Genomic DNA, 23,078 nt, shown 5'->3' on the forward strand with positions numbered 1-23,078 from the left:
GGGATTTTCAGAGCAGGATGACGGGATCCCCTTGAGCGATGCGACCGTACGTGCCCGGAATCAGGTCGGGGATCAGATTGATGCCGAACCACACCTTGCCGTCACGCTTGCGATGGCGGGCGAGCGTCCTGAGCGGCTCCTTGCCTTTGCGATAGGTCGTGGTGTCGACCGTGGTCAGCACGCAGCGATCGCACCCCTTGGTCACGCGGAACTCCACCTCGCCGATGCGCACGCGCTTCCACTCGTCCTCGGCGAACGGCTCCTCCACGCCGTCGATCACCACGTTCGGCCGGAATCTGCGCATGGGGAGCGCCTGCGGCTCCTCGCCCAGCTCCCGCGCGGTCTCGGCGATCCAGTCGTTGAGGCGGGCGAGCGAGGCGGTCGTGGTGAGCAGCAGCGGGAAGGCGTCGGCGAGGCTGACGCGGTCGTCGGGGCGGCCGTAGAGGGGGTTGACCGGGCGGCGGGTGGGGTCGTCCAGCCACATGAGCCGGACGGGGCGCTCCACCAGCGCGCTCAGCCACCCGGCGGCGGCGTCGCCGCAGTCGGTGAGCCGCACCTCGGTGCTCGGCAGCCGCACGGTGGACAACTCGGCGGCCGGGCCGCTCACGGGGGCGTCGGCAGGGACTCCGACAGGGGCGCCAGCAGGGGCGCCAGCAGGGGCGACGGCGGGGACGCCGGCGCGGGTGACCGTGAGCGGTGCCGCGTGCGGGCCCGTCAGGGTGAGCGTGTCGCCGTCGAGCACGGGCACGCAGGCCAGCAGGCGCGGCTCCTGGCGGGCGGTGAGCACCGCGCCGCGCTCGTCGGCGACGAGGTAGCGGCGGTCGCCGGCCAGCCCCCACGGCTGCACCTCGGCCGCGGCGACCTCGTGCCCCGAGGTGGACTTGACGGGGTAGTAGGAGATGCTCGCCAGCTTCATACGGCAGACCGTATCTCACGGGTTTCGGCCGGTTCGCCGGCCACCGCGCCCCTGCGGTGCAGGCTCGCGCCGAGCGCCACGGCGGCCAGGCCCGCCACGCCGATCGCGGCGCCGATCCAGGCGACGGAGGCGTAGCCGAGCCCCGCGCCGATGGCCAGGCCGCCCACCCAAGGGCCGGCGGTGATGCCGACGTTGAAGGAGGCCACGTTCATGCCGGCGGCCAGCGTGGGTGCGTCCTTGGCGAGGGCGAAGGGGCGGGCGTTCAGCGCGGGGTTGGTGCCGAAGCCGAACGCGCCGAGCAGGAAGATCAGCGGGACGGCGAGCAGGGCCACGGAGGCGGACGCGGCCAGCGCCGCCGAGGTCACGACGAGGCCGGTGACCCCGGCGAACAGCAGCGGGTACGGCCGCGCGTCGGCGATCCGGCCGCCGATGGTGATGCCGATGAGGGCGCCCACCCCGTACAGGCCGAGCACGGCCGGCACCCAGGCCGGGTCCAGGCCGGTGACGTCGGTCAGCAGCGGGCTGAGGTAGCTGAAGGACGACAGCAGCGCGCCGGTGGTCAGCGCGGTGGTGCCGTAGGCGAGCCAGAGCGCGGGCCTGGCCAGCGCGCGCAGCTCGTCGGAAACGCGGGGCGTGCTCGCCCCGTCGGGCCGGCCGCCGGGGATGGTGGCGAACACGCCGATCCCGGCCAGCGCCGACAGCGCGGCCACCGCCCAGAACGCCGCCCGCCAGCCCAGGTGCTGCCCGATCACCGTGCCCGCCGACAGGCCGATGACGGTGGCCACGGTGAGCCCGCCGGCCAGCACGCTCATCGCCTTGGCGCGGGCGTTCGCGGGCACCAGGCCGATCGCGGTGGTGGCCGCCACGGCCCAGAATCCGGCGTAGACGAACGCGCCGGCCACGCGGGTGGCGAACAGCACGCCGTAGCTCGACGTCAGCGCGCCCGCGACGTGCGTCAGGGCGAAGAGCCCCAGGAACGCCAGCAGCACCGTACGGCGCGGCCACCGCAACGTGACGACGGCCAGCACCGGCGCGCCCACCAGCATGCCGATCGCGAACGCCGAGATCAGCAGCCCCACGTCGGGCACCGACACCCCCAGGTCGCGCGCCATCTCGGGGAGCAGCCCGGCGAGCATCAGCTCGGACGTGCCCTGAGCGAAGATCGACAGCCCCAGTATGTAGACCGCCAACGGCATGGCGTCCTCCTTTTTAGATTGATCGGTTCAAAACGTGGGCACGAAAAAATCAGTAGAGGGCCAGCGCGGTGTCCGCGATCGACTCGAGCGTGGCCCTGTCGGCCCCACCGCGGGCCGCCACGCGCAGGCCGCTGACCGTGGTGGTCAGGAAGTGGGCCAGCGCGAGCGGGTCGTGGTCCGCGCTCAGCTCGCCGCGGGTGCGGGCGGCCTCGATGGCGGTCCTGACGATCCGGACCCGCGTCTCGGTGTCGCGGCGCAGTATGTCCGCGATCTCCGGGTCGCGCGGGCCCAGCTCGACCAGGGAGTTCACCACCAGGCAGCCGGCCGGGTCGGCGGGGTCGGGCTCGACCGACCACCACAGCACGGTCCTGATCTTCTCCTTGATCGGCAGCCCGCCGTCCATCAGCTCGGCGAGCCGGGCGTTGCGCTCGTCCATGTAGTGCCGCAGCGCCCGTTCGAACAGGTCGCGCTTGCTCGCGAACGTGTTGTAGATGCTGCTGCGACCCAGCCCCGTGGCGGCGCACAGGTCCTGGGTCGAGGTGGCCTCGTAGCCCGCGTCCCAGAACGCGCGCATGGCCGCCTCGACCGCCCGGTCCTCCTCGAACTTCCTCGGTCGCGCCATGACGGGCACGCTACACGTTTTGGAACGGTCAGTGCAATACCGGTCAGGTGGCCTGCCGGAACGTGTTGAGGAACACCTTCCTGGTGTCGGCCTGGTCGTCCCACTTCAGCTCGGGCAAGTCGATCGTGATCTTGAACGCGGCGGTGTCCATGGAGACGTACCTGGTCAGCGCGTGCATGGGGACACCGTTCGCGGTGGTGTAGGTGTACTCCCAGTCGGCGGCCTGCCAGTCGCGGTAGTCGACGGACTGGAGCTGCACCTGGATGTAGCTCTCCAGGCCGCCGTCCGCCTCCAGCCTGCCCAGCTCCGACAGCCCGCCGTCGGCCTGCGGCGCGCCGCGCTCGACCAGGATCCGCATGCCCGAGTCCTTCGGGCCGCTGAACGTGGCCACGCCGCCGGACGTCGCGAGCTTCCAGTCCTCCGGCACGGCGGCCGAGAACCCGGGGCCCGTGTGCTCCTTGTACCCCTCGGGGATGATCGACGGCTCGGTCACGTCCTCCGTCGTGGCGCTCTCCGAGACGGTGGCCGAGGTGGTGACGGGGGCCGGCGAGGAGCCGCCCGTCAGGACGATCCACAGGGCGCCCGCCACGACCACCACGGCCACCAGGGAGCTGACGATCATGAGCACCGTGGGGCGGCCGTCGCGGATCCAGGCGCCGTCCTCGTCCTCCACCCGGCGGCGGCTCTTGCCCGAGCGCGGCGCGCCGGCCGGCAGGGAGGCCAGGCGGCTGCGGGAGATGTCGTGCGACAGGTCCCGCGACTGCTCGCGCAGGTCGTCGGGGGAGGCCAGCGGCCACGGGGTGGCGGCGGACGAGGTCCGGCTGTCCGTGGTCAGCGGCAGGATCGGCTGGGGGTGCGGGCCGCTCGGGTCGTCCAGGTCGTCGAGGCCGCGGCCCATCCGCTGGCCGGGGGGCGCGCCGAACGGCGGCTGCGGGCCCGACGGGGCGGCCAGCGAGTCGTACGGACCCGAGCTGCTGCTCAGTGAGTCGTACGGGCCTGAACTGCTGCTCAGCGAGTCATACGGGCTCAGGGAGTCATAACCGCCTGACGAGCTGGCGAGCGAGTCGTAGGGGCCGCGCTGCTGCTGGGGTGTGGGCGGCAGGGGCGGGAGCTGGTCGGTGCGGTGGCTGCCCGACGGGCTGGTCAGCCCGTCGTACGGCATCGCGTGGCCGCCGGACGGGCTGTTGAGCGGGTCGTACGGCACCCGTACCGGACCGGACGGGGTCTCCACGATGCGCGACGGCATCGGCCCCGACGGCGTGTCCAGCGGCGGCAGCAGCCCGGCCGGGGTCGGGTCGCTCTGGCTGGGCAGCGTCTCGGGGGCGCGCGGCCTGGGCGAGCCGTGCGCGCGCAGCACCGCCTCCAGCATCTCGATCACCTGGACGGCGGTGAGCCGCTCGGCCGGGTTCTTGCGCAGCAGGCCCTCGATCACCGGCATCAGCGAGCCGGCCCGCTGCGGCCTGATCGGGTCCTGGGTGACCACCGCGCCGAGCACCGCCACCGGGTCGGGCCCCTCGTAGGGCGGCCTGCCCTCGACGGCGGCGTACAGCGTCGCGCCGAACGACCACAGGTCGGCCGCCTGCGTGATCGGCTGGCCCGACAGGCGCTCCGGCGGGATGTACGCCGGCGAGCCCATGAGCAGCCCCGTCTGGGTGATCGTGACGTCGCCCTCGATGGCCGCGATGCCGAAGTCGGTGAGCACCACCCGGTCCTGGGTGAGCAGCACGTTGCCCGGCTTGATGTCGCGGTGCAGGATGCCGGCGGCGTGCGCGACCATGAGCGCGTCGAGCACCCGGATGCCGATCTCGGCCGCCTGGATCACCGGGAGCGGCCCGCTCTGGCGGACGGCCTGCTCCAGCGACCACGCCCGGACCAGCTCCATCACGATCCAGGGCCGGCCGTCCTCCTCCACCACGTCGTGCACGGTCACGATGCCCGGGTGCGTCAGCCTCGCGGCCGATCGGGCCTCGCGCAGCATGCGCCGGTGGGCCACCTGCTTGCCCGCGTGGTCGAGGCCGTAGGGCAGGATCAGCTCCTTGACGGCCACGTCCCTGTCGAGCAGCACGTCGTGGGCGTGCCACACCATGCCCATGCCGCCCCTGCCGACGGGCGACATCAGTCGGTAGCGCCTGCCGATCAGGCGTCCCTGGCTCTGCGGAGCGCCCCCCGTGGCACCTCCCTCTGAGCCGGGCCCGCTGAGCAAGCGGTCGGCTGCCATGTCTACGCCCCCATCTCGCCTCATCCGTCACGTGCGTTCTTCACGCTACTTGCAGATTGTGAGGATCGTTACGATATCGGCGACGAATCTGCAAGGGAAGGCGACAAAGTCTTACTTTGCTACTGACATAGGGATATGTCTGCATTAAAATGGATCACTTACTCTCAGCCGCGAGAGCCGCCAAAGCGCTGGTGAACGCCTCGACAGGCGGCTCCACGAGGCCCGCGCCGACCTGACCCGTCCCCGCGACCCGGCCCGCGATGCCCGTGTTCACCACGGGGAGCAAACCCGTCCGGGCCACCAGCGTGACGTCGACGCCGACCGGCGTGCCACGGAAACCGAGACCCGGGATCTGGTAGACGGGGTGCTCGGCCAGCGTGATCTCGTACATGGAACGGGTGGCCCGCACCGCGTCCGACACCTCGCCGCCCACGAAGCGCACGATCGCCGGCGACGCCGCCATCGCGAAGCCGCCCAGGCCCGACGTCTCCGTGATCGTCGAGTCGCCGATGTCCGGGTTGGCGTCCTGCGGGCCGTACGAGCCGAGGTAGAGCCCGTCCGGCACCCCGGCGGGGCCCGTGAACCAGCGCCCGCCCAGCCCCGACACCTGGACCCCGAAGTCGGTGCCGTTCCTGGCCATCGCGACCACCAGCGACGAGCCCGGCACGTCGCGCGCCGCGTCCGTGGCGGCCTTGCCCGCCGCCATCCCGACATTCAGGAAGAAATGGTCGTTGCCGTTGATGAAGCGCAGCACCTCGGCCGCCACACCCGGCGCCGACTCCACCACGGCGGGGGCCAGCTCGCGCAGCAGCAGCGAGGTGGCGGCCCTGTTGCGGTTGTGCAGCTCGTCGCCCATCTGCAGGGCCTGCGCGATCAGCGAGCGCAGGTCGATCGGGCCCGTCCGCTCCAGCGTCGCCGCCAGCGCGGGGCCCAGCACCCGGTCCATCCAGCGCAGCCGCTCCAGCACCTCGGGGCCGTACGCGCCGTACCTGAGCACCTTGCCCAGCCCCTCGTTCAGCGAGCAGTACGCGGTGCCGCCGTGCTCGTCGTCGCGCACCTCGAACAGCCACATCGACGGGCTCACCACGCCCGCCATCGGGCCCACCGCCGCGTTCTCGTGACAGGGACGCCACGCGACCGCGCCCGCCGCCAGCCTGTCCGCGGCCTCGTGCTCGTCGGCGGCCCTGCCCTCCAGGAGCATCGCGCCGATCAGCGCGCCGCGCATCGGGCCCGAGGCGCGGTCCCAGGTGATGGGCGGGCCCGCGTGCAGGAACGTGTCCGCGTCGAGCAGCTCGGACGCGCGCCGGACGCCCACCAGGTGCGGGCGGGCCGAGGTCAGCCTGCTCACGGCCAGGGCGTTGGCCTCCTGGCGGCGGGGGTCGGCCAGCACCGTGGCCAGGGCTTCCGCGGTGCCGGGCAGGGGCGGGCGCCAGGCGACCGGCTCCGTGGGGACGGCCTGGGCGCGCAGGGCCTCGTCGAGCAGGCCCGCGCCTACGGTGATCACGCGTGGGGAGGAGTTCAGCAGGCTCGTCACGATGACTCCGTCGGGCGGGGCTTACGGCGCGCCGGGCTGGGCTCCGCGTGAGGCGGGCGGGGGTCGCGGCGCGCCGGGCTGGGCTCCGCGTGAGGCGGGCGGGCCTTACAGCGCGTTCGGCTGGGCTGCGGGTGCGTCACAGCAGGCTCCTGGCGTGGCGGGCGGCCTGGGCGTTCGAGGTGAAGACGGACGCGCCCGCCTCGCGGAAGGCCGCCACCTGCCGGTGCAGGTCCTGCGGGTCGCCCTCGGTGCCGATCAGGGCGACGACGACCGTGGCGGGCGTGCCGGCGATCGCGGGCGCCAGCGAGGCGGCCGGGTCGGGGTCGGCGCCGTGGCCCAGGACCACGTCCATGAGCGCCACGTCCCGCTCCCCCGCGCGGGCCAGCGCCTCCACCCGCAGTGTCGGGTCGATCATCGGATGGGCCCGGCCCCTGGTGAAGGCGTCGTCGCCGTAGTCCACGAAGTCGCCGTGCCCGGCCAGCAGCGCCGCCTCCACGCCCAGGGTGCCGCCCGAGTACAGGCCCTTGATCCGCTTGGGCGCCGGACGGGTGCCCGGCGGGGCGAGCCAGGACGGCCACTCGGGGACGGGCCTGCCCAGGGCACGCAACGCCTGCTCGGCGGCCTGCGTCAGGTCACCGACCGGTAGCCGGCCGGGAGCCGGTGAAGGGCCCGCAGTGTGGCCGGACGCTTGTGAGGAGCCGCCTGCGGCCGTCCGCGCGTCGGCGGGTGGGCCCAGCAGGACCGGCACCACCGGTTTGCGGAGCGGCTGGCCCAGCACCGCCTGTGCCACCTCGGGCGCGGGCGGCTTGGAGATGAACACGATCAGCTCCGTCGCCGGGTCCTCGTCCAGCATGCGCAGCGCGCGCCGCGCCGACAGGCCGCCCACCTCGGCCGACAGGTCCCTGCCGCCCACCCCCAGCACGTGGCTGACGCCGACGCCGGCCCGGTCGAGCAGGCACGTCACCTGCTGCGCGCCGGTGCCCGACGCGGCGACCACGCCGACGGGGCCGGGGGTCAGGACGTTGGCGAAGCCGAGGCCCGCGCCGCCGATCGCGGCGGTGCCGCAGTCGGGGCCCATCACCAGCACGTCCCTGGCCTCGGCGAGTTCCTTGAGCCGGCGTTCCTGGGCCAGGGTGACGCCGTCGCTGAAGATCATGACAGGCAGCCCGGCCTCGATGGCGTCCAGGGCCTCGAAGAAGGCGTACTCGCCGGGGGTGGAGACCAGGACCAGGTCGGCGGGGCCGCGGGTGGCGGCCGAGCGGGTGGTCAGCGGGGGCTGCTCGTCGGGGGTGGCGCGCGGCCGGTCCACTTCGGTGAGCAGCCGTTCCGCCTGCCCGGCGGCGGTGTCGGTGTCGTGGGCGCGGACGGCGATGAGGAGGTCGCCTGGGTCGGAGGCGGGGACGTCGAAGCCCATCTCGCGCAGGATCGAGACGTTGAGGTCCGTCGCCATGGCCACCATGGCGGCTTGCACGCCGGGCAGCTCCGACAGGGCCCGGCTGACCCGCATCAGCGTGACGGAGTCGTGGTAGGCGCCCCGCCGCACCAGCACCACCTGCGGCACGCCGGTCGCCGCACTTTGCTCGGCACCGCCGGTCGCCGCACCCTGCTCGGCACCGCCGGTCATCGCGCTCCGCTCAGCGAGCGCACCGCCGTCACGCCGATGGCGATGCCCTGGGCCAGGTCGGCGCCCGACGTGTGGCCGAGCCGGTGCAGCCGGCGCAGGGCCGGTTCGAGCGGCTGGCGCCCGGCCACGCCGCGCAGCACCCCGGTCACCTCAGGGCTGGCCTCGCCCCTGGCCGCGCAGTGCAGCAGCGTCGCCGAGATGGGCGTCGTACGCGTACGCGCGTCGAACGTCACGGCCGCCGCCAGCCAGTCGGCCAGCCACACCGCCCGCTCGCAGGAAGCGGCGGCGCCCAGCCGCCGCAGCGTCACCAGCAGCCCCGCCAGCACGTCGTCGCCGCTCGGCGTCAGCCCGGGCCCGAGGCCCACGAGTTGCTCGGCCGCCGTCACGGCCCCCAGCAGCCACCCCTTGGCGCAGCCGGAGGCGAGCATGTCCACCGCGCCGTTGCCCGCGAGCCCCGCGCCGGGCGGGTCGTGGGGCAGGCAGTGGTCCAGCCGGGCGGGGTCGAGCCGGCCGAGTGGCGGGGCGGGATCCCACCAGCGGCGCACGCCGAGGCTGAGGGGGCCCAGCTCGATCGCCCGGTCGCCGACCGTGGCGTCGTCACCGACGGTGAGGTGCGGCAGCGGGCCGGTCAGGAGCACGGAGTTGGGCAGCCGGGTGGCCTCGCCGGTGATGACGGCGATCACCGCAGGCTCCAGGTCGGTCCTGACCTCCAGGTACACGCCCGCGGGGAAGGCCGCGAGCACCCGCGCGGGACGGCGCTGGGACTCCAGGACGGGGCGGACGGCGGTGCTGGCCGCGCCCGTGACGTGGACGCGGGTACGCCGCGCGGATGTACTGACGGTCACCGGACCTCCCAACCGACCTTGGACCTGACCGTAGAACGGCCGCCGAACCCTCCGTACGGGTAAATTTGCCAACAGTCAGCGGGTTGGTTGGCTCTTCCTGACAGACGGCTTCTGGGTTCACAATCTCCCCATGGAGCCCCCCGTCCGTCTCGCCAGCACCGGCACGATCATCCACGGCGTGTCCGTGGGAGAGGTGCTCGGCGTGTCCACGCTCGCGGAGGCCAGGCTGATCGCCGGGGAGAGCGGGCTCGGCCGCATCGTGCAGCGGCTCAACGTCATGGAAGTGCCCGACATCCTGGCCTGGGTCAAGCCGCACGAGCTGCTGCTCACCACCGGCTACCCGCTGCGCAACACGCCGCAGTCGCTCGGCCGGCTGGTGGCCGACCTCGACGAGCGCGGGCTGGCGGCGCTGGCGATCAAGCTGGGCCGCTACGTCGACGAGCTGCCGGGCGAGATGGTGGAGCAGGCCGACCGGCTCGGCTTCCCGCTCATCCTGCTGCCGAACGACGTCGGCTTCGACGACATCCTCAACCAGGTGCTGACCGACATCCTCAACCGCCAGGCCGCCGTGCTGGCCCGCGCCGAGGAGGCGCACCGGGCGCTGGTGCAGGTGGTGCTGGCGGGCGGCGGCCTGGACGAGGTCACCGCGGAGGTGGCACAGCTCCTCGACGTGGCGGTGGCCGCCGTGGACGGCACGGGCCGCGTCCTGGCGACGGCAGGGCCCGGCGACCACGTGGCGGTCCTGCGGGAGTCGATCGGGCGTGAGGGCCCGCCGTCCTCGCAGGCCCGCACGCCGGCGGCGCGCGCCCGCTCGTTCGCCTCGGTGCCCGTGCTCGCCGGCGGCCACCACCACGGCAGGATCGTCGCCTACAGCCCGGCCGCCGCGATCAGGGACAGCGACGTGGGCATCCTGGAGCGCGCCGCCACCGTCGCCGCCCTCGTGGTGACCCGGCAGGAGGCGGTCAACGCCGTGGAGAGCAAGTACCGCGCCGACTTCCTGCGCGACGTGCTCACCGGCCGGGCGGGCACGGCCGAGCGGGTGACCGCCCGCGCGCGGGCGTTCGGCTGGGACCTGTCGCGGCCGGTGACTGTCCTGGTGGCCGAGCTGGACCCGGACGGCGACGAGCGCAGCGCCCAGGACCGCCTGGTCTCCTGCTGGACGGCGGCGATCAGGCGGCACGACCCGCAGGGCGCGGTGGCCGGGTTCTCGCACGAGGTGGTGGCCGTGGTGGACGCCGCCATCGACGCCGCCCGCGTGGCCAAGGACGCCGCCTCGGCCTTCGCCGACGTGCCGCCCGCCACGTTCTCCACCGGCACCTCCCGGCCGAGCCCCGGCGCGGAGACGCTGCCCGAGGCGTACTCGCAGGCGCTGAAGGCGGCCAGGGTGGGGCGGCAGCTCCACGGGCCGGGCGCGGTGGCGCACTTCGACCAGCTCGGCGTCTACCGGCTGCTGTCGCTGGTCAACGACACGGAGGAGCTGCACGCGTTCGTCAGGGAGACGCTCGGCCCGCTCGCCTCCGACGACGACGCCGAGAACGCCGACCTGCGGCGCACGCTGCAGTCGCTGCTGGAGACCAACCTGAACGTGGCGGAGACGGCCAGGCGGTTGCACTTCCACTACAACACGCTGCGCTACCGCATCGGGAAGCTGGAGCGGCTGCTCGGCAACTTCACCGACGACCCGCACCTGCGGCTGAACCTGACGCTGGCCCTGCACGTGCTGCGCATGCGGGGCATCTAGGCTGCTGCCTTGTGGAATCTCTGGAATTCGAGCTGCGCGACGACTACATCCCGCTGTGCGACCTGCTGAAGTACTGCGGCATCACCGAGACAGGGGGGATGGCCAAGCAGCTCATCGACGAGGGCCTGGTCCAGGTGGACGGCGAGGTCGAGCTGCGCAAGCGGGCCAAGATCAGGGCGGGGCAGGTGGTCAGCGGCGACGGGTTCGAGATCCACGTCGCCTAGCCGGTGCGCGTGCACCCCGGGGCACCCTCTATTGTGCTCTCCAGCATCAGACAGGAGACATACCCGCAGTTCAGGCGGGAGATCGAGGTGTGTTCGTGGCGCTGGGGTGGAAGGTGCACGGCGATGGTAAGCGCCTGACGCCGGGTGAGGTGGTCAAGCCGGACGAGCGGCTGAGCTGGCCCAGGATGGTGGGCATCGGGGCGCAGCACGTCATCGCGATGTTCGGCGCGACATTCGTCTTCCCGCTGGTCATGGGGCTGGACGCGAACCTCGCCGTGATGATGTCCGGCGTCGCGACGATCCTGTTCCTGCTGATCGTGAAGGGCAAGATCCCCAGCTACGTCGGGTCGAGCGCGTCGTTCGTGGGCGCCGTGGTCGCGATCAGGGCGGCCGGCGGCGGCGACGCGACCGTCACCGGGGCGCTGCTCGCCGTCGGCGTCGTGCTGGCCGTGTGCGGGTTCGCCATCCACAAGCTGGGCGTCGGGGTGATCCACCGGGTCTTCCCGCCGATCGTGACCGGCGGGGTGGTGATGCTCATCGGGTTCGGCATGGCGTACGTGGCGGCGGACGTCTACTGGCCGAAGGACCCGTGGGTGGCGCTGCTGACGATGGCGGCCACGTTCGTCTTCATCGGGGTCTTCAAGGGCTTCCTCGGCCGGATCGGGGTGCTGCTCGGCCTCGTGTTCGGGTTCGCGCTGTCCTGGGTGTGGGACCTGGTGGGCGGGCCGATCACGGCGCCCGACGACAGCGGGAAGGTGACCGAGCACTTCCGGGTCAGCCTGGACGCGGTCGCGCAGGCCGACTGGATCGGGCTGCCGTCGCTGCACGGCCCCGTGTTCGAGGCGTCGGCCATCGTGCTGGTGCTGCCCGTGGTGATCGCGCTGATCGCGGAGAACGTCGGGCACGTCAAGGCCGTGGGCGAGATGACGGGCGCCGACGTGGACGGCTACATGGGCCGGGCGGTCATGGCCGACGGCATCGGCACCGTGGTGGCCACGTCCGTGGGCGGCTCCGCGACGACCACGTACGCCGAGAACATCGGCGTCATGGCGGCCACCAAGGTGTACTCGACCGCCGCGTACTACATCGCGGCGGTCATCGCGATCCTCTTCGGGCTCTGCCCGAAGTTCGGCGCGCTCATCGCGGCCACCCCCGGCGGCGTGCTGGGCGGGGTGACGACCATCCTGTACGGCATGATCGGCCTGCTCGGCGCCAAGATCTGGATCGAGAACAAGGTGAACCTGTCGGAGCCGGGCAACCTGGTGCCGACCGGCGCCGGGATCATCTGCGCCATCGGCCCCGTCGCGTTCCCGATCACCGACACGTTCGCGCTCAGCGGCATCGCGCTCGGCACGATCGTGCTGCTCGCCGGCTACCACCTGCTGCGCGCCGTGCGCCGGTAGCCCGCTCACATCCGCGGCCCCGCCGTGTGCGCGAGGTTCTCTCTGGTCGGCCGGTCAGATTTGGCAGATCATGCCCGTGTAGGAGCGTGCCAGCGGGCCTAATGTGCCCGCAAACGGCACGTCCAGGCGCCCGGCACAAAAGGGGCTCGCATGGCTTGGGGTTGGACAAAGCACGGTGACGGCAAGCACCTGGCCCCCGACGAGGTGGTCAGGCCCGACGAGAGGCTGAGCTGGCCCCGCATGGTGGGGTTCGGGGCGCAGCACGTGATCGCGATGTTCGGGGCGACGTTCGTCTTCCCGCTGGTCATGGGGCTGGACCCGAACGTGGCCGTGATGATGTCGGGCGTCGCGACGATCCTGTTCCTGCTCATCGTGAAGGGAAAGGTGCCCAGCTATCTGGGCACCAGCGCGTCCTTCGTCGGCGGCGTGTTCGCCATCAGGGCGGCGGCGGGCGGCGACACCGCCGGCGCGGACGCGATCGTGACCGGCGCGATCCTGGTCGCCGGGCTCGTGCTGGCGCTGGCCGGGCTGGCGATCCACTTCCTCGGCGTGCAGGTCATCCATCGGGTCTTCCCGCCCGTGGTGACCGGCGCGGTGGTGATGCTGATCGGGTTCGGGCTGGCGTTCGTGGTGGCGGACGTCTACTGGCCGCAGGACCACTGGGTGGCGCTCGTCACGATGCTGATCACGTTCGTGGTGATCGTGGCGTTCAAGGGGTTCGTCGGGCGGATCGGGGTGCTGGTCGGGCTGGTGGCCGGGTTCGTGCTGTCGTGGCTGCTTGACCAGTTCGCCGGGCCGGTCACGTCCGTGCTGCCGAGCACGAACCTGCGGGACGCGGCGGGCAACCCGTGCCCGGCCGAGGGCACGTACTGCGTGGCGACGGCCTTCCCGCACGACCGGGTGAGCTTCCAGTCGGTGGCCGACGCGCCGTGGTTCGGGCTGCCGAGCTTCCACGCGCCCGACTTCAGGACGTCCGCGGTGCTGCTGGTGCTGCCCGCCGTGATCGCGCTGATCGCGGAGAACATCGGGCACGTCAAGGCCGTCGAGGAGATGACCGGGACGGACGTGGACCCGTACGTGGGGCGCGCCGTCGTGGCCGACGGCGTCGCCACCGTGGTCACCAGCGCCGTCGGCGGCTCGCCCACCACGACCTACGCCGAGAACATCGGCGTCATGGCGGCCACCAAGGTCTACTCGACCGCCGCCTACTACATCGCCGGCGTCATCGCGATCCTGTTCGGGCTCTGCCCGAAGTTCGGCGCGCTCGTCGCGGCCACGCCCGGCGGCGTGCTCGGCGGCGTCACCGTCATCCTGTACGGCATGATCGGCCTCCTCGGCGCCAAGATCTGGATCGAGAACCGGGTGAACTTCGCCGATCCGGTGAACATGGTTCCGATCGGGGCGGGCATGATCCTGGCCATCGGACCTGTGAAGCACGCCATCGGCGGCGATTTCACCCTGGAGGGGATCGCGCTCGGCACGATCGTGGTGCTGGGCGGATACCACCTGCTGCGAGCCATCGCCCGGCGCGACCCCGAGCCCGTCAGGAGCGAGGCCGGGTGAAGCCGCCGCCGTTCACCTACCACGCGCCCCGCGACCTGCCCGCGGCGCTGCGCACGCTGGCCGGGGTCGGCGGGAAGGTGCTGGCCGGCGGGCAGAGCCTCATCCCGATGCTCAACATGCGGCTGGCCGCGCCCGAGCACGTCGTGGACATCAACCGGGTGGCGGGGCTGGACGGCGTCGAGGCGACCCAGGCGGGCGTGACGGTGCACGCGCTGGCCAGGCACGCGGACGTGGAACGGGCCGGGGTGCACCCGCTGCTCACCCGGGCGCTCAAGCTGGTCGCCCACCCGGTGATCCGCAACCGGGGCACCGTGGTGGGCAGCCTCGTGCACGCCGACCCGGCCGCCGAGCTGCCCGCCGTGCTGGCGGTGCTGGGCGGGAGCGTGCGGGTGGCCCGCTGGGACGGCGGCGTCAGCGTGCGGGAGGTCCCGGCGGAGGAGTTCTTCGTCGGGCCCATGGAGTCGGCGGTCGGGCCGGGCGAGCTGGCCGTGTCGGCGTTCTTCCCGGCGCTGGAGGAAGGGGCCGGGGTCGCGTTCGAGGAGATCGCGCGCAGGCACGGCGACTACGCGCTGGCCGGGGTGTGCGCCGTGGTCACCCCCGGCAGCGCCAGAGTGGCCTGCATCGGGGTCGGCGCGCGGCCCGTCGTACTCGATCTGGGCGGGAACGACGACTGGGGCGCGGCTGCGGCCCTCGTGCGCGACGCGACCGAGCCGGAGGGCGACATCCACGCCACCGCCGCCTACCGCAGGCACCTGGTGGGCGTGCTGGCCGAGCGGGCGCTGCGCCACGCGGCGCGGGAAGGGGCGGCGGCCCGTGGAGCATGAGATCACCCTCGTCGTGAACGGCACCGCCAGGCGGGCCCGCGTACCCGGGCGGCGGCTGCTGTCCGACTGCCTGCGCCACGACCTGGGCCTGACCGGCACGCACGTGGGCTGCGAGCACGGCGTCTGCGGCTGCTGCACGGTGCTGCTCGACGGCCGGCCCGTACGGTCGTGCCTGACGTTCGCCGTCACCGTGGACGGCGCCGAGATCACCACCGTGGAGGGGCTGGCGGAGCGCGACGGCAGGCTGTCGGCCGTGCAGCGCGCGTTCGCCGAGTGCCACGGGCTGCAGTGCGGCTTCTGCACGCCCGGCTTCCTGTGCACGGTGACGGCGCTGCTGGAGGAGAACCCCGCGCCCACCGACGAGGAGGTGGTCGAGGGCGTCTCCGGCAACCTGTGCCGCTGCACCGGCTACCAGAACATCGTCAAGGCCGTCCACAGGGCCGCTGAGCTGCTGGCGGAGGAAGCATGACGACCAGGTTGTTCGGCGAGTCCGTCCAGCGGCGCGAGGACCCCAGGCTGCTCACCGGGCAGGGCCGCTACCTCGACGACCTCGGCCGCGAGGCGCTGGCGGCGGCGTTCGTGCGCTCGCCGCACGCGCACGCCCGCGTCCGCGACGTGGATGTGACGGCCGCGCTCGACGTGGAGGGGCTCGTCGCCGTCTACACCTGGGAGGACCTGCCCGAGCGGGTCGGCCGGGCGCTGCCGCTGCTCATCCCGCACCCCGCGCTCACCCACGGGCGCACCGCCTACCCGCTGGCCAGGGACGTGGTCAGGCACGTCGGCGAGCCGGTCGTCATGGTGGTGGCCGCCGACAGGTACGCCGCCGAGGACGCCTGCGCGCTCATCGAGGTCGACTACGAGCCGCTCAAGCCCGTCGTCGGCATCGAGGAGGCCGTCCAGGGGGCGCAGCTCGTGCACGAGGACGTGCCGGGCAACGTCGGCGCGCACCTCGTCCAGGAGGTCGCGGCGGCAGACGGGCGCGGCGCCAGGGAGGCCATCGAGACCGCGCCGCACACGCTCGCCTTCCGGCTCGACATCGAGCGCAGCGCCAGCATGCCGCTGGAGGGCCGCGGCGTGTACGCCCGCTGGGACGGCCGCGACCTGCGCGTCTACTCCAGCACCCAGACCTCCACCAGCGTGCGCATGGCCGTGGCCGCCGCGCTCGGCCTGCCGCTGCCGCACGTCGAGGTGATCGCCCCCGACGTGGGCGGCGGCTTCGGCGTGAAGATCGTGCACCCGTGGCCCGAGGAGGTGCTCGTCCCGTGGGCGGCCATGACGCTCGGGCGGGAGATCAAGTGGACCGAGGACCGCAGGGAGCACTTCATCTCCTCCGCGCACGAGCGGGGACAGGTGCAGTACGTGCGCGTCGGGTTCGACGACGACGGGCGGGTGCTCGGGCTGGACGTGACGATCCTGCACGACCACGGCGCCTACACCCCGTACGGGATCATCGTGCCGATCGTCACCTCCACGCAGTTGCTCGGGCCGTACAAGCCGGGCTCGTACCGGGTCGAGTTCACCGCCGTCTACACCAACACCGTGCAGGTCACGCCCTACCGCGGCGCCGGGAGGCCGCAGGGCGTGTTCTGCATGGAGCGCACCATGGACAAGATCGCCCGCTACCTGGGCAAGGACCGGACGCGGGTGCGGGAGGCCAACTTCATCCGGCCCGAGGAGTTCCCGTACGACCAGGGCATGACCTTCCAGGACGGGCGGCCACTGATCTACGACAGCGGGAACTACCCCGAGATGCTGCGGATGATCAAGGAGTTGATCGGCTGGGACACCTTCGAGCGCAGGCCGGGGCTCGGGATCGGGATCGGGTGCTACGTCGAGGGCACCGGCGTGGGGCCGTACGAGGGCGGGCACGTCCAGATCACCTCCGACGGGCGGGTGCACGTCTCCACCGGCCTCACCTCGCAGGGGCAGGGGCACGAGACGGCGTTCGCCCAGATCGCCGCGACCGAGCTGGGCGTGCCCATCGAACGGGTCAGCGTCGTCACCGGCGACACCCGCAGGTTCGGCTACGCCGTCGGCACCTTCGCCTCCAGAGCGGCCGTCGTCAGCGGCAACGCCATCGCGCTGGCGTGCAGGAAGGTGCGCGAGAAGGCGCTGCGCATCGCCGCCGACGCGCTGGAGGCCGACCCCGGCGACCTCGACATCGCCGAGGGCATCGTGCACGTGGCCGGCGCGCCGTCCGCCTCCATCCCGCTGTCCACGGTGGCCGTGCTGGCCAACCCGCTGCGCTACGCCTTCGACGAGGAGACCGCCAAGGCCACCCAGTTCGCCGCCCCCGCCGCGCCCGACCGGCCGCCCGTCGCGGAAGGGGAGGAGCCGGGGCTGGAGGGGCGCGACTACTACTCGCCGATCAGGTCCACGTTCGCGGCCGGGATGCACGCCGCGATCGTCGAGACCGACCCCGACACCGCCGAAATCAGGATCCTGCGGTACGCCGTCGTGCACGACTGCGGGCGGCTGATCAACCCCATGATCGTGGAGGGGCAGATCCACGGCGGGGTGGCGCAGGGCATCGGCGGGGCCCTGTACGAGCGGATGGTCTACGACCAGCACGGGCAGCTCGTGAACGCCTCCTTCATGGACTTCCTGATGCCGTACGCCACCGAGATCCCGCACATCGAGACCGGGCACCTGGAGACGCCGTCGCCGCTCAACCCGCTGGGGATCAAGGGGGCGGGGGAGGCGGGGGTGATCCCTGTCTCGGCGGTCGTCGCGTCGGCGGTGGAGGACGCCGAGGGGATCGAGATCGACCGCATGCCGATCTCGCCGTCGGAGCTGTTCGAGCTGCGCATGGGATGATCGGCGGCATGCGCGCCCCCGACTCCGGCCCTGCCGCGTCCGATCGCGGCTTGGTCGCCCCCGACCGTGGCCTGACCGGCTTTCCCGACGTGCCCGCCGACGCCCGGATCGTCGACCTGGCCTGGAACGCGATCACCGAGGTGCCCGAGCGGGTGGCCGGGCTGGCCGCGCTGGAGGAGCTGCGGCTCGACGGCAACCGCCTGCGCGAGCTGCCCGCCCTGTCCGGCCTCACCACGCTGCGCGCACTGCACCTCGACGGCAACGAGCTGACCCGCCTGCCCGCCCTCCCCGCCGCCCTGGAGACCCTCTTCCTGTACGGCAACCGCGTCGCGGCCCTGCCCGACCCGCTGCCCCCGGCCCTGCGCCACCTGGCCGCCGGAGGGAACGGCCTCAGCGGCGTACCGGAGTCGTTGTGGAAGCTGACCGGCCTCGAATCACTCAACCTGGCCGAGAACGCCCTCACCGCGATCCCCGCCGCCATCGGCGGGCTGACCCGGCTGCGCATGCTCGACCTCGGCCACAACCGGCTCACCACGATCCCGCCCGAGCTGGGCGACCTGCCGCTCACGGACTACCTCTACCTGAGCGACAACGCGTTCACCGAGGTGCCGGAGTCGATCGGGCGTCTGGACCGGCTGGCCTACCTCAACCTGACCGACAACCGCCTGGAGCGGCTGCCCGACGCGATCGGCTCGATGGCCGCACTGGTCGAGCTGCGGCTGTACAACAACCGGCTGGAGCGGCTGCCCGGCTCGCTGGGGCGCCTGTCGCGGCTGCGCGAGCTGCACCTCCAGGGGAACCGGCTGCGGGAGCTGCCGGAGACGCTGCCCGGCGGGCTGCGGCAGCTCGACCTGCGCAACAACCTGCTGCGTGCGCTGCCCGCGAGGTTGCCCGCCGGGCTCAAGCAGCTCGACCTGCGCAACAACCGGCTGCGGGAGCTGCCCGCCGACCTGCCCGATCTGGACAAGCTCGACCTGCGGTGGAACAAGCTCGACGGCGAGCCCGAGGTGCTGCGCCGCCTGGAGGCCCGGGGCTGCGTCATTCTGCGGTGAACCGGGCCCGGTGGCCCTGCGTACCCTCGCACATGACGACATTTCCACGTCTGGCCACAATTGCGCTGCTGGCCGGACTGGTCGCCGGCTGCTCCTCAGGAGGCGGCTGGAGCGACTACGTCGCAGCAGGCAACTCCCAGCCCCCCACCGCCTCCCCCATGTCGGTCGAGCAGATCTCCAAGAAGGTCGGCTGCAAGCCGAAGATGCAGGTCGACGCCGACGAGATCAGGACGGCGTACTGCAAGACGCAGGACGGCGAGTTCTTCGTCAACACCTTCAAGACCGAGCAGCTCAAGAACGAGTGGATGGACCGGGCACCCGAGTACAACCCGCACCTCGTCGGGCCCAAGTGGACCGTGCTGGGGCCGCTGAAGGTGCTGGAGGCGCTGCGCGGGCCGCTCAACGGGGACCTGCACCTGACCGATCACCGGGTCTCGATGACACCCCAACCGAACTCGTAGGTGTCTGAACTCCCGGCGCGGGGACTGCGTACCTCCGCACATGACGACGATTCCACGTCTGGCCGCTCTCGCGCTGCTCGCCGGGCTGGTCGCCGGCTGCTCCTCAGGGAGCGGCGGCGGCTACCTCGCGGCAGCCGGGCAGGCCGGCGCCGCCCCCCTCACGGTCGAGCAGCTCTCCGCGAAGGTGGGCTGCTCGCCACGCATGCAGGTGAACGCCGCCGAACTCCGTACGGGCTACTGCAAGACCCCGGACGGCGAGTTCTTCGTCACGACGTTCCAGAGCCAGGCAGGCAAGGACGCCTGGATGGACGCCGCTCCCGAGTACAACCCGCACCTGGTGGGACCGCTGTGGACCGTGCTGTCCAGCAGGAAGGTGCTGGATCTGCTCAAGGAGCGGCTCGGCGGGGACCTGCACCTCACCGACCATCGGACGAAGAAGATGAAGGTCGTCGGCTGACACTCCCGCCGTACTTCGGCGAGGTCCCTTGAGGGGCCGGTGTGCCCGGGGCGGGGCCCGGGCACGACGGCGGTCAGCGGTGGCGCAGCAGTTCGTACTGGGCCCTGATCTCGCCTGGGGTGGCGACCCGGTCCAGGAAGAGCAGCCCGTCCATGCGGCAGTCGCAGGGGTTCTGCTCCCTGGTGTTCTGCGGGTAGCTGCCGCCGAGCTTGATGCCCCGGGGGTCGGTGGGTGAGGTGAGGTCGGGCTCCGGGGCGCCCGCCAGGCCCCAGGGGTCGCCGGTGACCGTGTACGAGCCGTTCAGGGCACGCCCGTCGCGGTACAGGCGCATCGCGCCCGTGTCGAAGTCGAAGGTGGCCGCCAGGAACACCCACCGGTCACGGGGCAGGATGCGCTGCCACGGCAGGTCGGCGGCGAACGTCTGCGAGGCGGACCCGTCCACCCTCCTGGCCAGCGCCACCACCCGCAGCTCGCCGTTCACCGTGATCAGCTCCAGCAGCGCCCGCACGTCGTGCCCCTGGGAGTTGCCGCTGAGGACGCCCGCCAGGCCGATCGCGTTGTAGCGGTCGGCCGGGTCGGGGGTGGTGGAGTTGAGCGCCGGGCCGTCGGTCATCAGCTTGAACCAGCCCATGACGGTGGTTCCGGCGACCGCGTTGAGCGAGCGCAGCGTGGGCACGCCCTGTTCGGCGTACACGCCGGCCTTCCAGTCGTCGTTGCCCGCCGTCGCGGGCTCCACCTGGCGGGTCTGGAGGGCGTGGCCGCCGCCCCGGTACGCGGCGTCCTCGACGCGCATCGCCGCTCCGCCGTTGACGAGCGCGAGGTCCGTGCCGGACAGGCCCTGGTCCTGCTCGCGGGCCGGGTCGCCGGGCAGCGGGTGCTCGAAGTCGTAGGCGGCGACCAGGTCGCGGCGCAGCGACGGCAGCACCCCCGCCGGGGCGTAGGCGGCCCTGGTGACCTTCCAGATCTTGCCGTTCGCCTTGGACAGCACGTACAGCTCGCCCGCCCTGTCCATGCCGAAGCGCAGGTCCACGCGGGTGTCGCCGGCCAGGCCCGCCATCGTCACGGCGTTGCCGGCCGCGTCCACCAGGCGGGGGCGGTAGATGGCGGCGCGGCTGAGGCCCTCGCGCAGGTGGGCGGCGGTGGCGGTGAAGATCTGGCCGTCCACGATGTCGCCGAACACGTACGTGCCGGACAGTAGCGGCAGCCGGTCGCCCCGGTAGACGAAGCCGCCGACGATGGCGTGGCCGCTGTCGGCGGTGCAGGGGTGGCCGGGCGGCGGGTCGTGGTCGTAGGCGGCCACCGGGTAGGTGTAGCCGAGGCTGGCGTCGTCGTCCGGCAGCGTGTAGAGGTTGCAGCGGTCGGCCCGGTTGAACACGAAGGAGCCTTCGCGTTCGCTCCAGCCGAGGTTGTCGCCGGGGCCGACGTCGTAGACGGCCTCGATGGCGTGCTCGCCGATGTGGCCGAGCAGCAGGCGGTCGCCGTCCCAGGCGAAGCGGTGGGGGTCGCGCATGCCGTACGCGTAGATCTCGCCCAGTCTGCCTTCCTGGCCGGCGAAGGGGTTCGCGGGCGGGATGTCGTACTTGCGGCCGTCCGTGCCCGCCGGGTCGATCCTGAGGAGCTTGCCCTGGGGGATGGCCAGGTTCTGCGGGTCGTCGCTGGAGGCGCCCCTGCCGCCGTCGCCCGCCGCGATGTAGAGCATGCCGTAGTCAGCGTCGCCGGGGCGGGCGGAGGGCTTGAAGGAGATCTGCTGGATGCCGTGGATCTGGCCGGAGAAGCCGAGCCTGAGCACCTCCCTGCGGGTGCCGGAGAACACGCTCGCGCGCGGGTCGGCGGCCGTCCACTCGGTGATCACGCCGTGGAACCTGGTGCCGGGCTGGGGCGGCAGGTCGGGGGTCTTCGTGGTGAGCGCGGCGCCCCACTCGGTGTGGACGGTGTAGAACCGGCCGTTCCCGCCGAAACCCGGGTGGAAGGCGGCGAAGCCGAACCCGCTGCCCAGGCCGCGCCCGGAGACGAAGTCGGGCGCGAACGCGGCGGCCACGTCCAGGTACTTCTTCGGCTGCCGGTCCCCGCCGAGCAGGTAGAGCCTGCCGTTGAGGTCGTTGACGTACAGGCGGCGGGAGCCGTCGGGGATCTCGCCCAGGTAGTTGATCCTGGCCTGGCGCACCAGGCGCGGGTCGTTGCTCGGCGGCGGGATCGGCTCGCTCTTCGGGAAGGCGGCGAACTCCTCCAGGGTGAGGGTGAGCGGCGACGGGATCGGCTTCTCGGGGATGGGGTCCGCGACGGGCACCGGCTCCGCGAGGGCAGGGGTGACCGGCGTGCACAGCGCGGTGATCAGGAGGACGGCGGCGACGGTGCGAAAGGTCGGCATCGGGGTCCTCCCGCGGGCGCCCCGGAGGGCGAAAGCGCTTTCGGGACCCCCGGATCGTAACCCGGCTCCGGATCATGTCAAGGGGGCGGCGGGGCGGTGGAGGCGCGCACCACCAGCTCGTGCCGGGTACGCCGCCGCCTCGGCCGCGACGCCGGCGGCCTGAGCACCAGTTCGAGCGCCTGCTTGCCCATCCCCACCATCGGCAGCCGCACCGTGGTCAGCGCCGGGTAGACGTCCTGAGCCACCGGCACGTCGTCGAACCCGGCGACCGAGATCTCGTCCGGCACCCGCCGCCCGTGGTTGAGCAGCCACGACAGCGCCCCCACCGCCATCGGGTCGTTCAGCGCGACCACCGCCGTCAGGTCGGGGCGGGCCCGCATCAGCCGCGCGGTGGCCGCCGCGCCGCCCTCCCTGGTGAAGTCGCCGTGCACGACGGGCACGGCCGCCCAGTCGAGCCCTGCCTCGCCGGCCGCCGTGCGCAGCCCGGCCAGCCGGTCCTCGACCGTGGTCAGGCTGGCGGGCCCGCCGAGCACCCCGAGGCGGCGGTGCCCCAGGCCGAGCAGGTGACGCATGAGCGTGACGCCGCCGGCGGCGTTGTCGGGCAGCACCGCGTCCACCGGCAGGTGGTGGCGGCCGATCACCGCGACCCGGCCGCCCGCCGCCGTGAACGAGCGCATCTCGGCCGCGAGGTCGGTCTCCGTGCTCGCCTCGACGTAGCCGGACCCGGCCAGCACGATCGAGGTGACCCGGTGGGCGCGCAGGGCGCGGATGCGGGCCAGCTCCGCGCGCGGGTCGCGCTCGGTCTGGCTGATCAGCGCCAGGTAGCCGCGGCTGTCGGTCTCGCGCAGCACGCCCCTGGCGATCTCGCCGAAGTACGGGTCGCCCACGTCGTGCACGATCAGGCCGACCATGGACGCCTGCCCGCCGGCCAGCGCCCGCGCGTGGCTGTTGGGCACGTACCCGACCTGAGAGGCGATCGCCTGGACGTGCGCCGCGACCCCGGCGCTCACCCCGGTGCTGCCGTTCATGGCCCGTGAGGCCGTCGCGAGGGAGACGCCGGCGGCCTTGGCCACGTCCACGAGCCGGGGCGGGGAGGGCGGGGAAGGCCGCTTCGCCATGTCGTGCGAACCCCCTTGTCCGGGGCGGAAACCCGTGTAATCGTAACCGAAAGCGCTTGCGAAAGCGCTTTCGCTCAGCCTCTTCTGACGGGGGT

General features: G+C 72.8%; 19 protein-coding genes. 10 read left to right on the plus strand and 9 right to left on the minus strand.

Translation table 11 applies throughout. The annotated features are described in order from the left end of the window. Positions 1-7 precede the first annotated feature (7 nt). The 7 genes from ABD331_RS01415 to ABD331_RS01445 all read right to left on the minus strand — a co-directional run bounded on the left by ABD331_RS01415 (position 8) and on the right by ABD331_RS01445 (position 8,955). Positions 8-916: an MOSC domain-containing protein gene (locus ABD331_RS01415; protein WP_344470292.1), complete on the minus strand. Its 909-nt coding sequence runs from the start codon at positions 914-916 to the stop codon at positions 8-10. Continuing rightward, the gene (locus ABD331_RS01420) at positions 913-2,112 is read right to left on the minus strand and encodes a Cmx/CmrA family chloramphenicol efflux MFS transporter (RefSeq protein ID WP_344470293.1); all 1,200 of its coding nucleotides are present in this window, start codon (positions 2,110-2,112) and stop codon (positions 913-915) included. The genes ABD331_RS01415 and ABD331_RS01420 overlap by 4 nt, the downstream gene beginning before the upstream one ends. 49 nt (positions 2,113-2,161) lie before the next feature. Next, on the minus strand, positions 2,162-2,734 hold the full coding sequence (locus tag ABD331_RS01425; RefSeq protein WP_344470294.1) for a TetR/AcrR family transcriptional regulator: 573 nt from the start codon (positions 2,732-2,734) through the stop codon (positions 2,162-2,164). Positions 2,735-2,777: 43 nt separating this feature from the next. After that, entirely contained in the window at positions 2,778-4,952 is a 2,175-nt protein-coding gene (locus tag ABD331_RS01430) for a serine/threonine-protein kinase (protein WP_344470295.1), read from the minus strand. A gap of 154 nt (positions 4,953-5,106) precedes the next feature. Beyond that, complete coding sequence (locus ABD331_RS01435) at positions 5,107-6,486, minus strand: YlbE family protein (RefSeq protein ID WP_344470296.1); 1,380 nt, start codon at positions 6,484-6,486, stop codon at positions 5,107-5,109. 136 nt (positions 6,487-6,622) lie between these two features. Further along, positions 6,623-8,110 (minus strand): AllF/FdrA family protein, encoded by a 1,488-nt coding sequence (locus tag ABD331_RS01440; RefSeq protein WP_344470297.1) that lies wholly within the window; start codon positions 8,108-8,110, stop codon positions 6,623-6,625. After that, positions 8,107-8,955: an oxamate carbamoyltransferase subunit AllH family protein gene (locus ABD331_RS01445; protein ID WP_344470298.1), complete on the minus strand. Its 849-nt coding sequence runs from the start codon at positions 8,953-8,955 to the stop codon at positions 8,107-8,109. Before ABD331_RS01445 ends, ABD331_RS01440 begins: the two co-directional genes overlap by 4 nt. Before the next feature lie 130 nt (positions 8,956-9,085). Between ABD331_RS01445 and ABD331_RS01450 the strand changes: the two genes are divergently transcribed. The 10 genes from ABD331_RS01450 (at position 9,086) to ABD331_RS01495 (ending at position 19,497) form a co-directional block, all read left to right on the plus strand. Next, entirely contained in the window at positions 9,086-10,696 is a 1,611-nt protein-coding gene (locus ABD331_RS01450) for a PucR family transcriptional regulator ligand-binding domain-containing protein (RefSeq protein ID WP_344470299.1), read from the plus strand. An 11-nt stretch (positions 10,697-10,707) separates the two neighbouring features. Then, positions 10,708-10,920: an RNA-binding S4 domain-containing protein gene (locus tag ABD331_RS01455; RefSeq protein ID WP_344470300.1), complete on the plus strand. Its 213-nt coding sequence runs from the start codon at positions 10,708-10,710 to the stop codon at positions 10,918-10,920. Between the two features lie 95 nt (positions 10,921-11,015). After that, on the plus strand, positions 11,016-12,323 hold the full coding sequence (locus ABD331_RS01460) for a uracil-xanthine permease family protein (protein ID WP_344470301.1): 1,308 nt from the start codon (positions 11,016-11,018) through the stop codon (positions 12,321-12,323). 150 nt (positions 12,324-12,473) lie between these two features. Continuing rightward, positions 12,474-13,886, plus strand: a complete 1,413-nt coding sequence (locus ABD331_RS01465; protein WP_344470302.1) for a uracil-xanthine permease family protein — start codon at positions 12,474-12,476, stop codon at positions 13,884-13,886. Continuing rightward, positions 13,883-14,710, plus strand: coding sequence for an FAD binding domain-containing protein (locus tag ABD331_RS01470; protein WP_344470303.1), 828 nt, complete (start codon positions 13,883-13,885; stop codon positions 14,708-14,710). The genes ABD331_RS01465 and ABD331_RS01470 overlap by 4 nt, the downstream gene beginning before the upstream one ends. Further along, on the plus strand, positions 14,700-15,179 hold the full coding sequence (locus ABD331_RS01475; protein WP_344470304.1) for a (2Fe-2S)-binding protein: 480 nt from the start codon (positions 14,700-14,702) through the stop codon (positions 15,177-15,179). Before ABD331_RS01470 ends, ABD331_RS01475 begins: the two co-directional genes overlap by 11 nt. Beyond that, positions 15,176-17,527, plus strand: a complete 2,352-nt coding sequence (cutA, locus tag ABD331_RS01480; RefSeq protein WP_344470305.1) for an aerobic carbon-monoxide dehydrogenase large subunit — start codon at positions 15,176-15,178, stop codon at positions 17,525-17,527. Before ABD331_RS01475 ends, cutA begins: the two co-directional genes overlap by 4 nt. 8 nt (positions 17,528-17,535) lie before the next feature. Continuing rightward, complete coding sequence (locus ABD331_RS01485; protein WP_344470306.1) at positions 17,536-18,579, plus strand: leucine-rich repeat domain-containing protein; 1,044 nt, start codon at positions 17,536-17,538, stop codon at positions 18,577-18,579. 32 nt (positions 18,580-18,611) lie between these two features. Next, positions 18,612-19,040 carry a hypothetical protein gene (locus ABD331_RS01490; RefSeq protein WP_344470307.1) on the plus strand — a complete coding sequence of 143 codons (429 nt, stop codon included), beginning with the start codon at positions 18,612-18,614 and terminating at the stop codon, positions 19,038-19,040. Between the two features lie 40 nt (positions 19,041-19,080). Then, positions 19,081-19,497 (plus strand): hypothetical protein, encoded by a 417-nt coding sequence (locus ABD331_RS01495; RefSeq protein WP_344470308.1) that lies wholly within the window; start codon positions 19,081-19,083, stop codon positions 19,495-19,497. A 73-nt stretch (positions 19,498-19,570) separates the two neighbouring features. On the opposite strand, the gene ABD331_RS01500 is transcribed toward ABD331_RS01495, so the two are convergent. Together ABD331_RS01500 and ABD331_RS01505 are read right to left on the minus strand one after the other, a co-directional pair. Next, positions 19,571-21,865 (minus strand): PQQ-dependent sugar dehydrogenase, encoded by a 2,295-nt coding sequence (locus tag ABD331_RS01500; RefSeq protein WP_344470309.1) that lies wholly within the window; start codon positions 21,863-21,865, stop codon positions 19,571-19,573. 77 nt (positions 21,866-21,942) lie between these two features. Then, entirely contained in the window at positions 21,943-22,983 is a 1,041-nt protein-coding gene (locus ABD331_RS01505; RefSeq protein WP_344470310.1) for a LacI family DNA-binding transcriptional regulator, read from the minus strand. Positions 22,984-23,078: the final 95 nt, after the last annotated feature.

The sequence above is a fragment of the Nonomuraea monospora genome, assembly GCF_039531895.1.
Classification (GTDB): Bacteria; Actinomycetota; Actinomycetes; order Streptosporangiales; family Streptosporangiaceae; genus Nonomuraea; species Nonomuraea monospora.

Coding starts and splice junctions, on each gene's coding strand:
- ABD331_RS01500 (WP_344470309.1), bottom strand. CDS start 21,865: ATGCCGACCTTTCGCACCGTCGCCGCCGTCCTCCTGATCACCGCGCTG.
- ABD331_RS01450 (WP_344470299.1), top strand. CDS start 9,086: ATGGAGCCCCCCGTCCGTCTCGCCAGCACCGGCACGATCATCCACGGC.
- ABD331_RS01415 (WP_344470292.1), bottom strand. CDS start 916: ATGAAGCTGGCGAGCATCTCCTACTACCCCGTCAAGTCCACCTCGGGG.
- ABD331_RS01420 (WP_344470293.1), bottom strand. CDS start 2,112: ATGCCGTTGGCGGTCTACATACTGGGGCTGTCGATCTTCGCTCAGGGC.
- ABD331_RS01490 (WP_344470307.1), top strand. CDS start 18,612: ATGACGACATTTCCACGTCTGGCCACAATTGCGCTGCTGGCCGGACTG.
- ABD331_RS01495 (WP_344470308.1), top strand. CDS start 19,081: ATGACGACGATTCCACGTCTGGCCGCTCTCGCGCTGCTCGCCGGGCTG.
- ABD331_RS01440 (WP_344470297.1), bottom strand. CDS start 8,110: ATGACCGGCGGTGCCGAGCAGGGTGCGGCGACCGGCGGTGCCGAGCAA.
- ABD331_RS01425 (WP_344470294.1), bottom strand. CDS start 2,734: ATGGCGCGACCGAGGAAGTTCGAGGAGGACCGGGCGGTCGAGGCGGCC.
- ABD331_RS01465 (WP_344470302.1), top strand. CDS start 12,474: ATGGCTTGGGGTTGGACAAAGCACGGTGACGGCAAGCACCTGGCCCCC.
- ABD331_RS01430 (WP_344470295.1), bottom strand. CDS start 4,952: ATGGCAGCCGACCGCTTGCTCAGCGGGCCCGGCTCAGAGGGAGGTGCC.
- cutA (WP_344470305.1), top strand. CDS start 15,176: ATGACGACCAGGTTGTTCGGCGAGTCCGTCCAGCGGCGCGAGGACCCC.
- ABD331_RS01485 (WP_344470306.1), top strand. CDS start 17,536: ATGCGCGCCCCCGACTCCGGCCCTGCCGCGTCCGATCGCGGCTTGGTC.
- ABD331_RS01505 (WP_344470310.1), bottom strand. CDS start 22,983: ATGGCGAAGCGGCCTTCCCCGCCCTCCCCGCCCCGGCTCGTGGACGTG.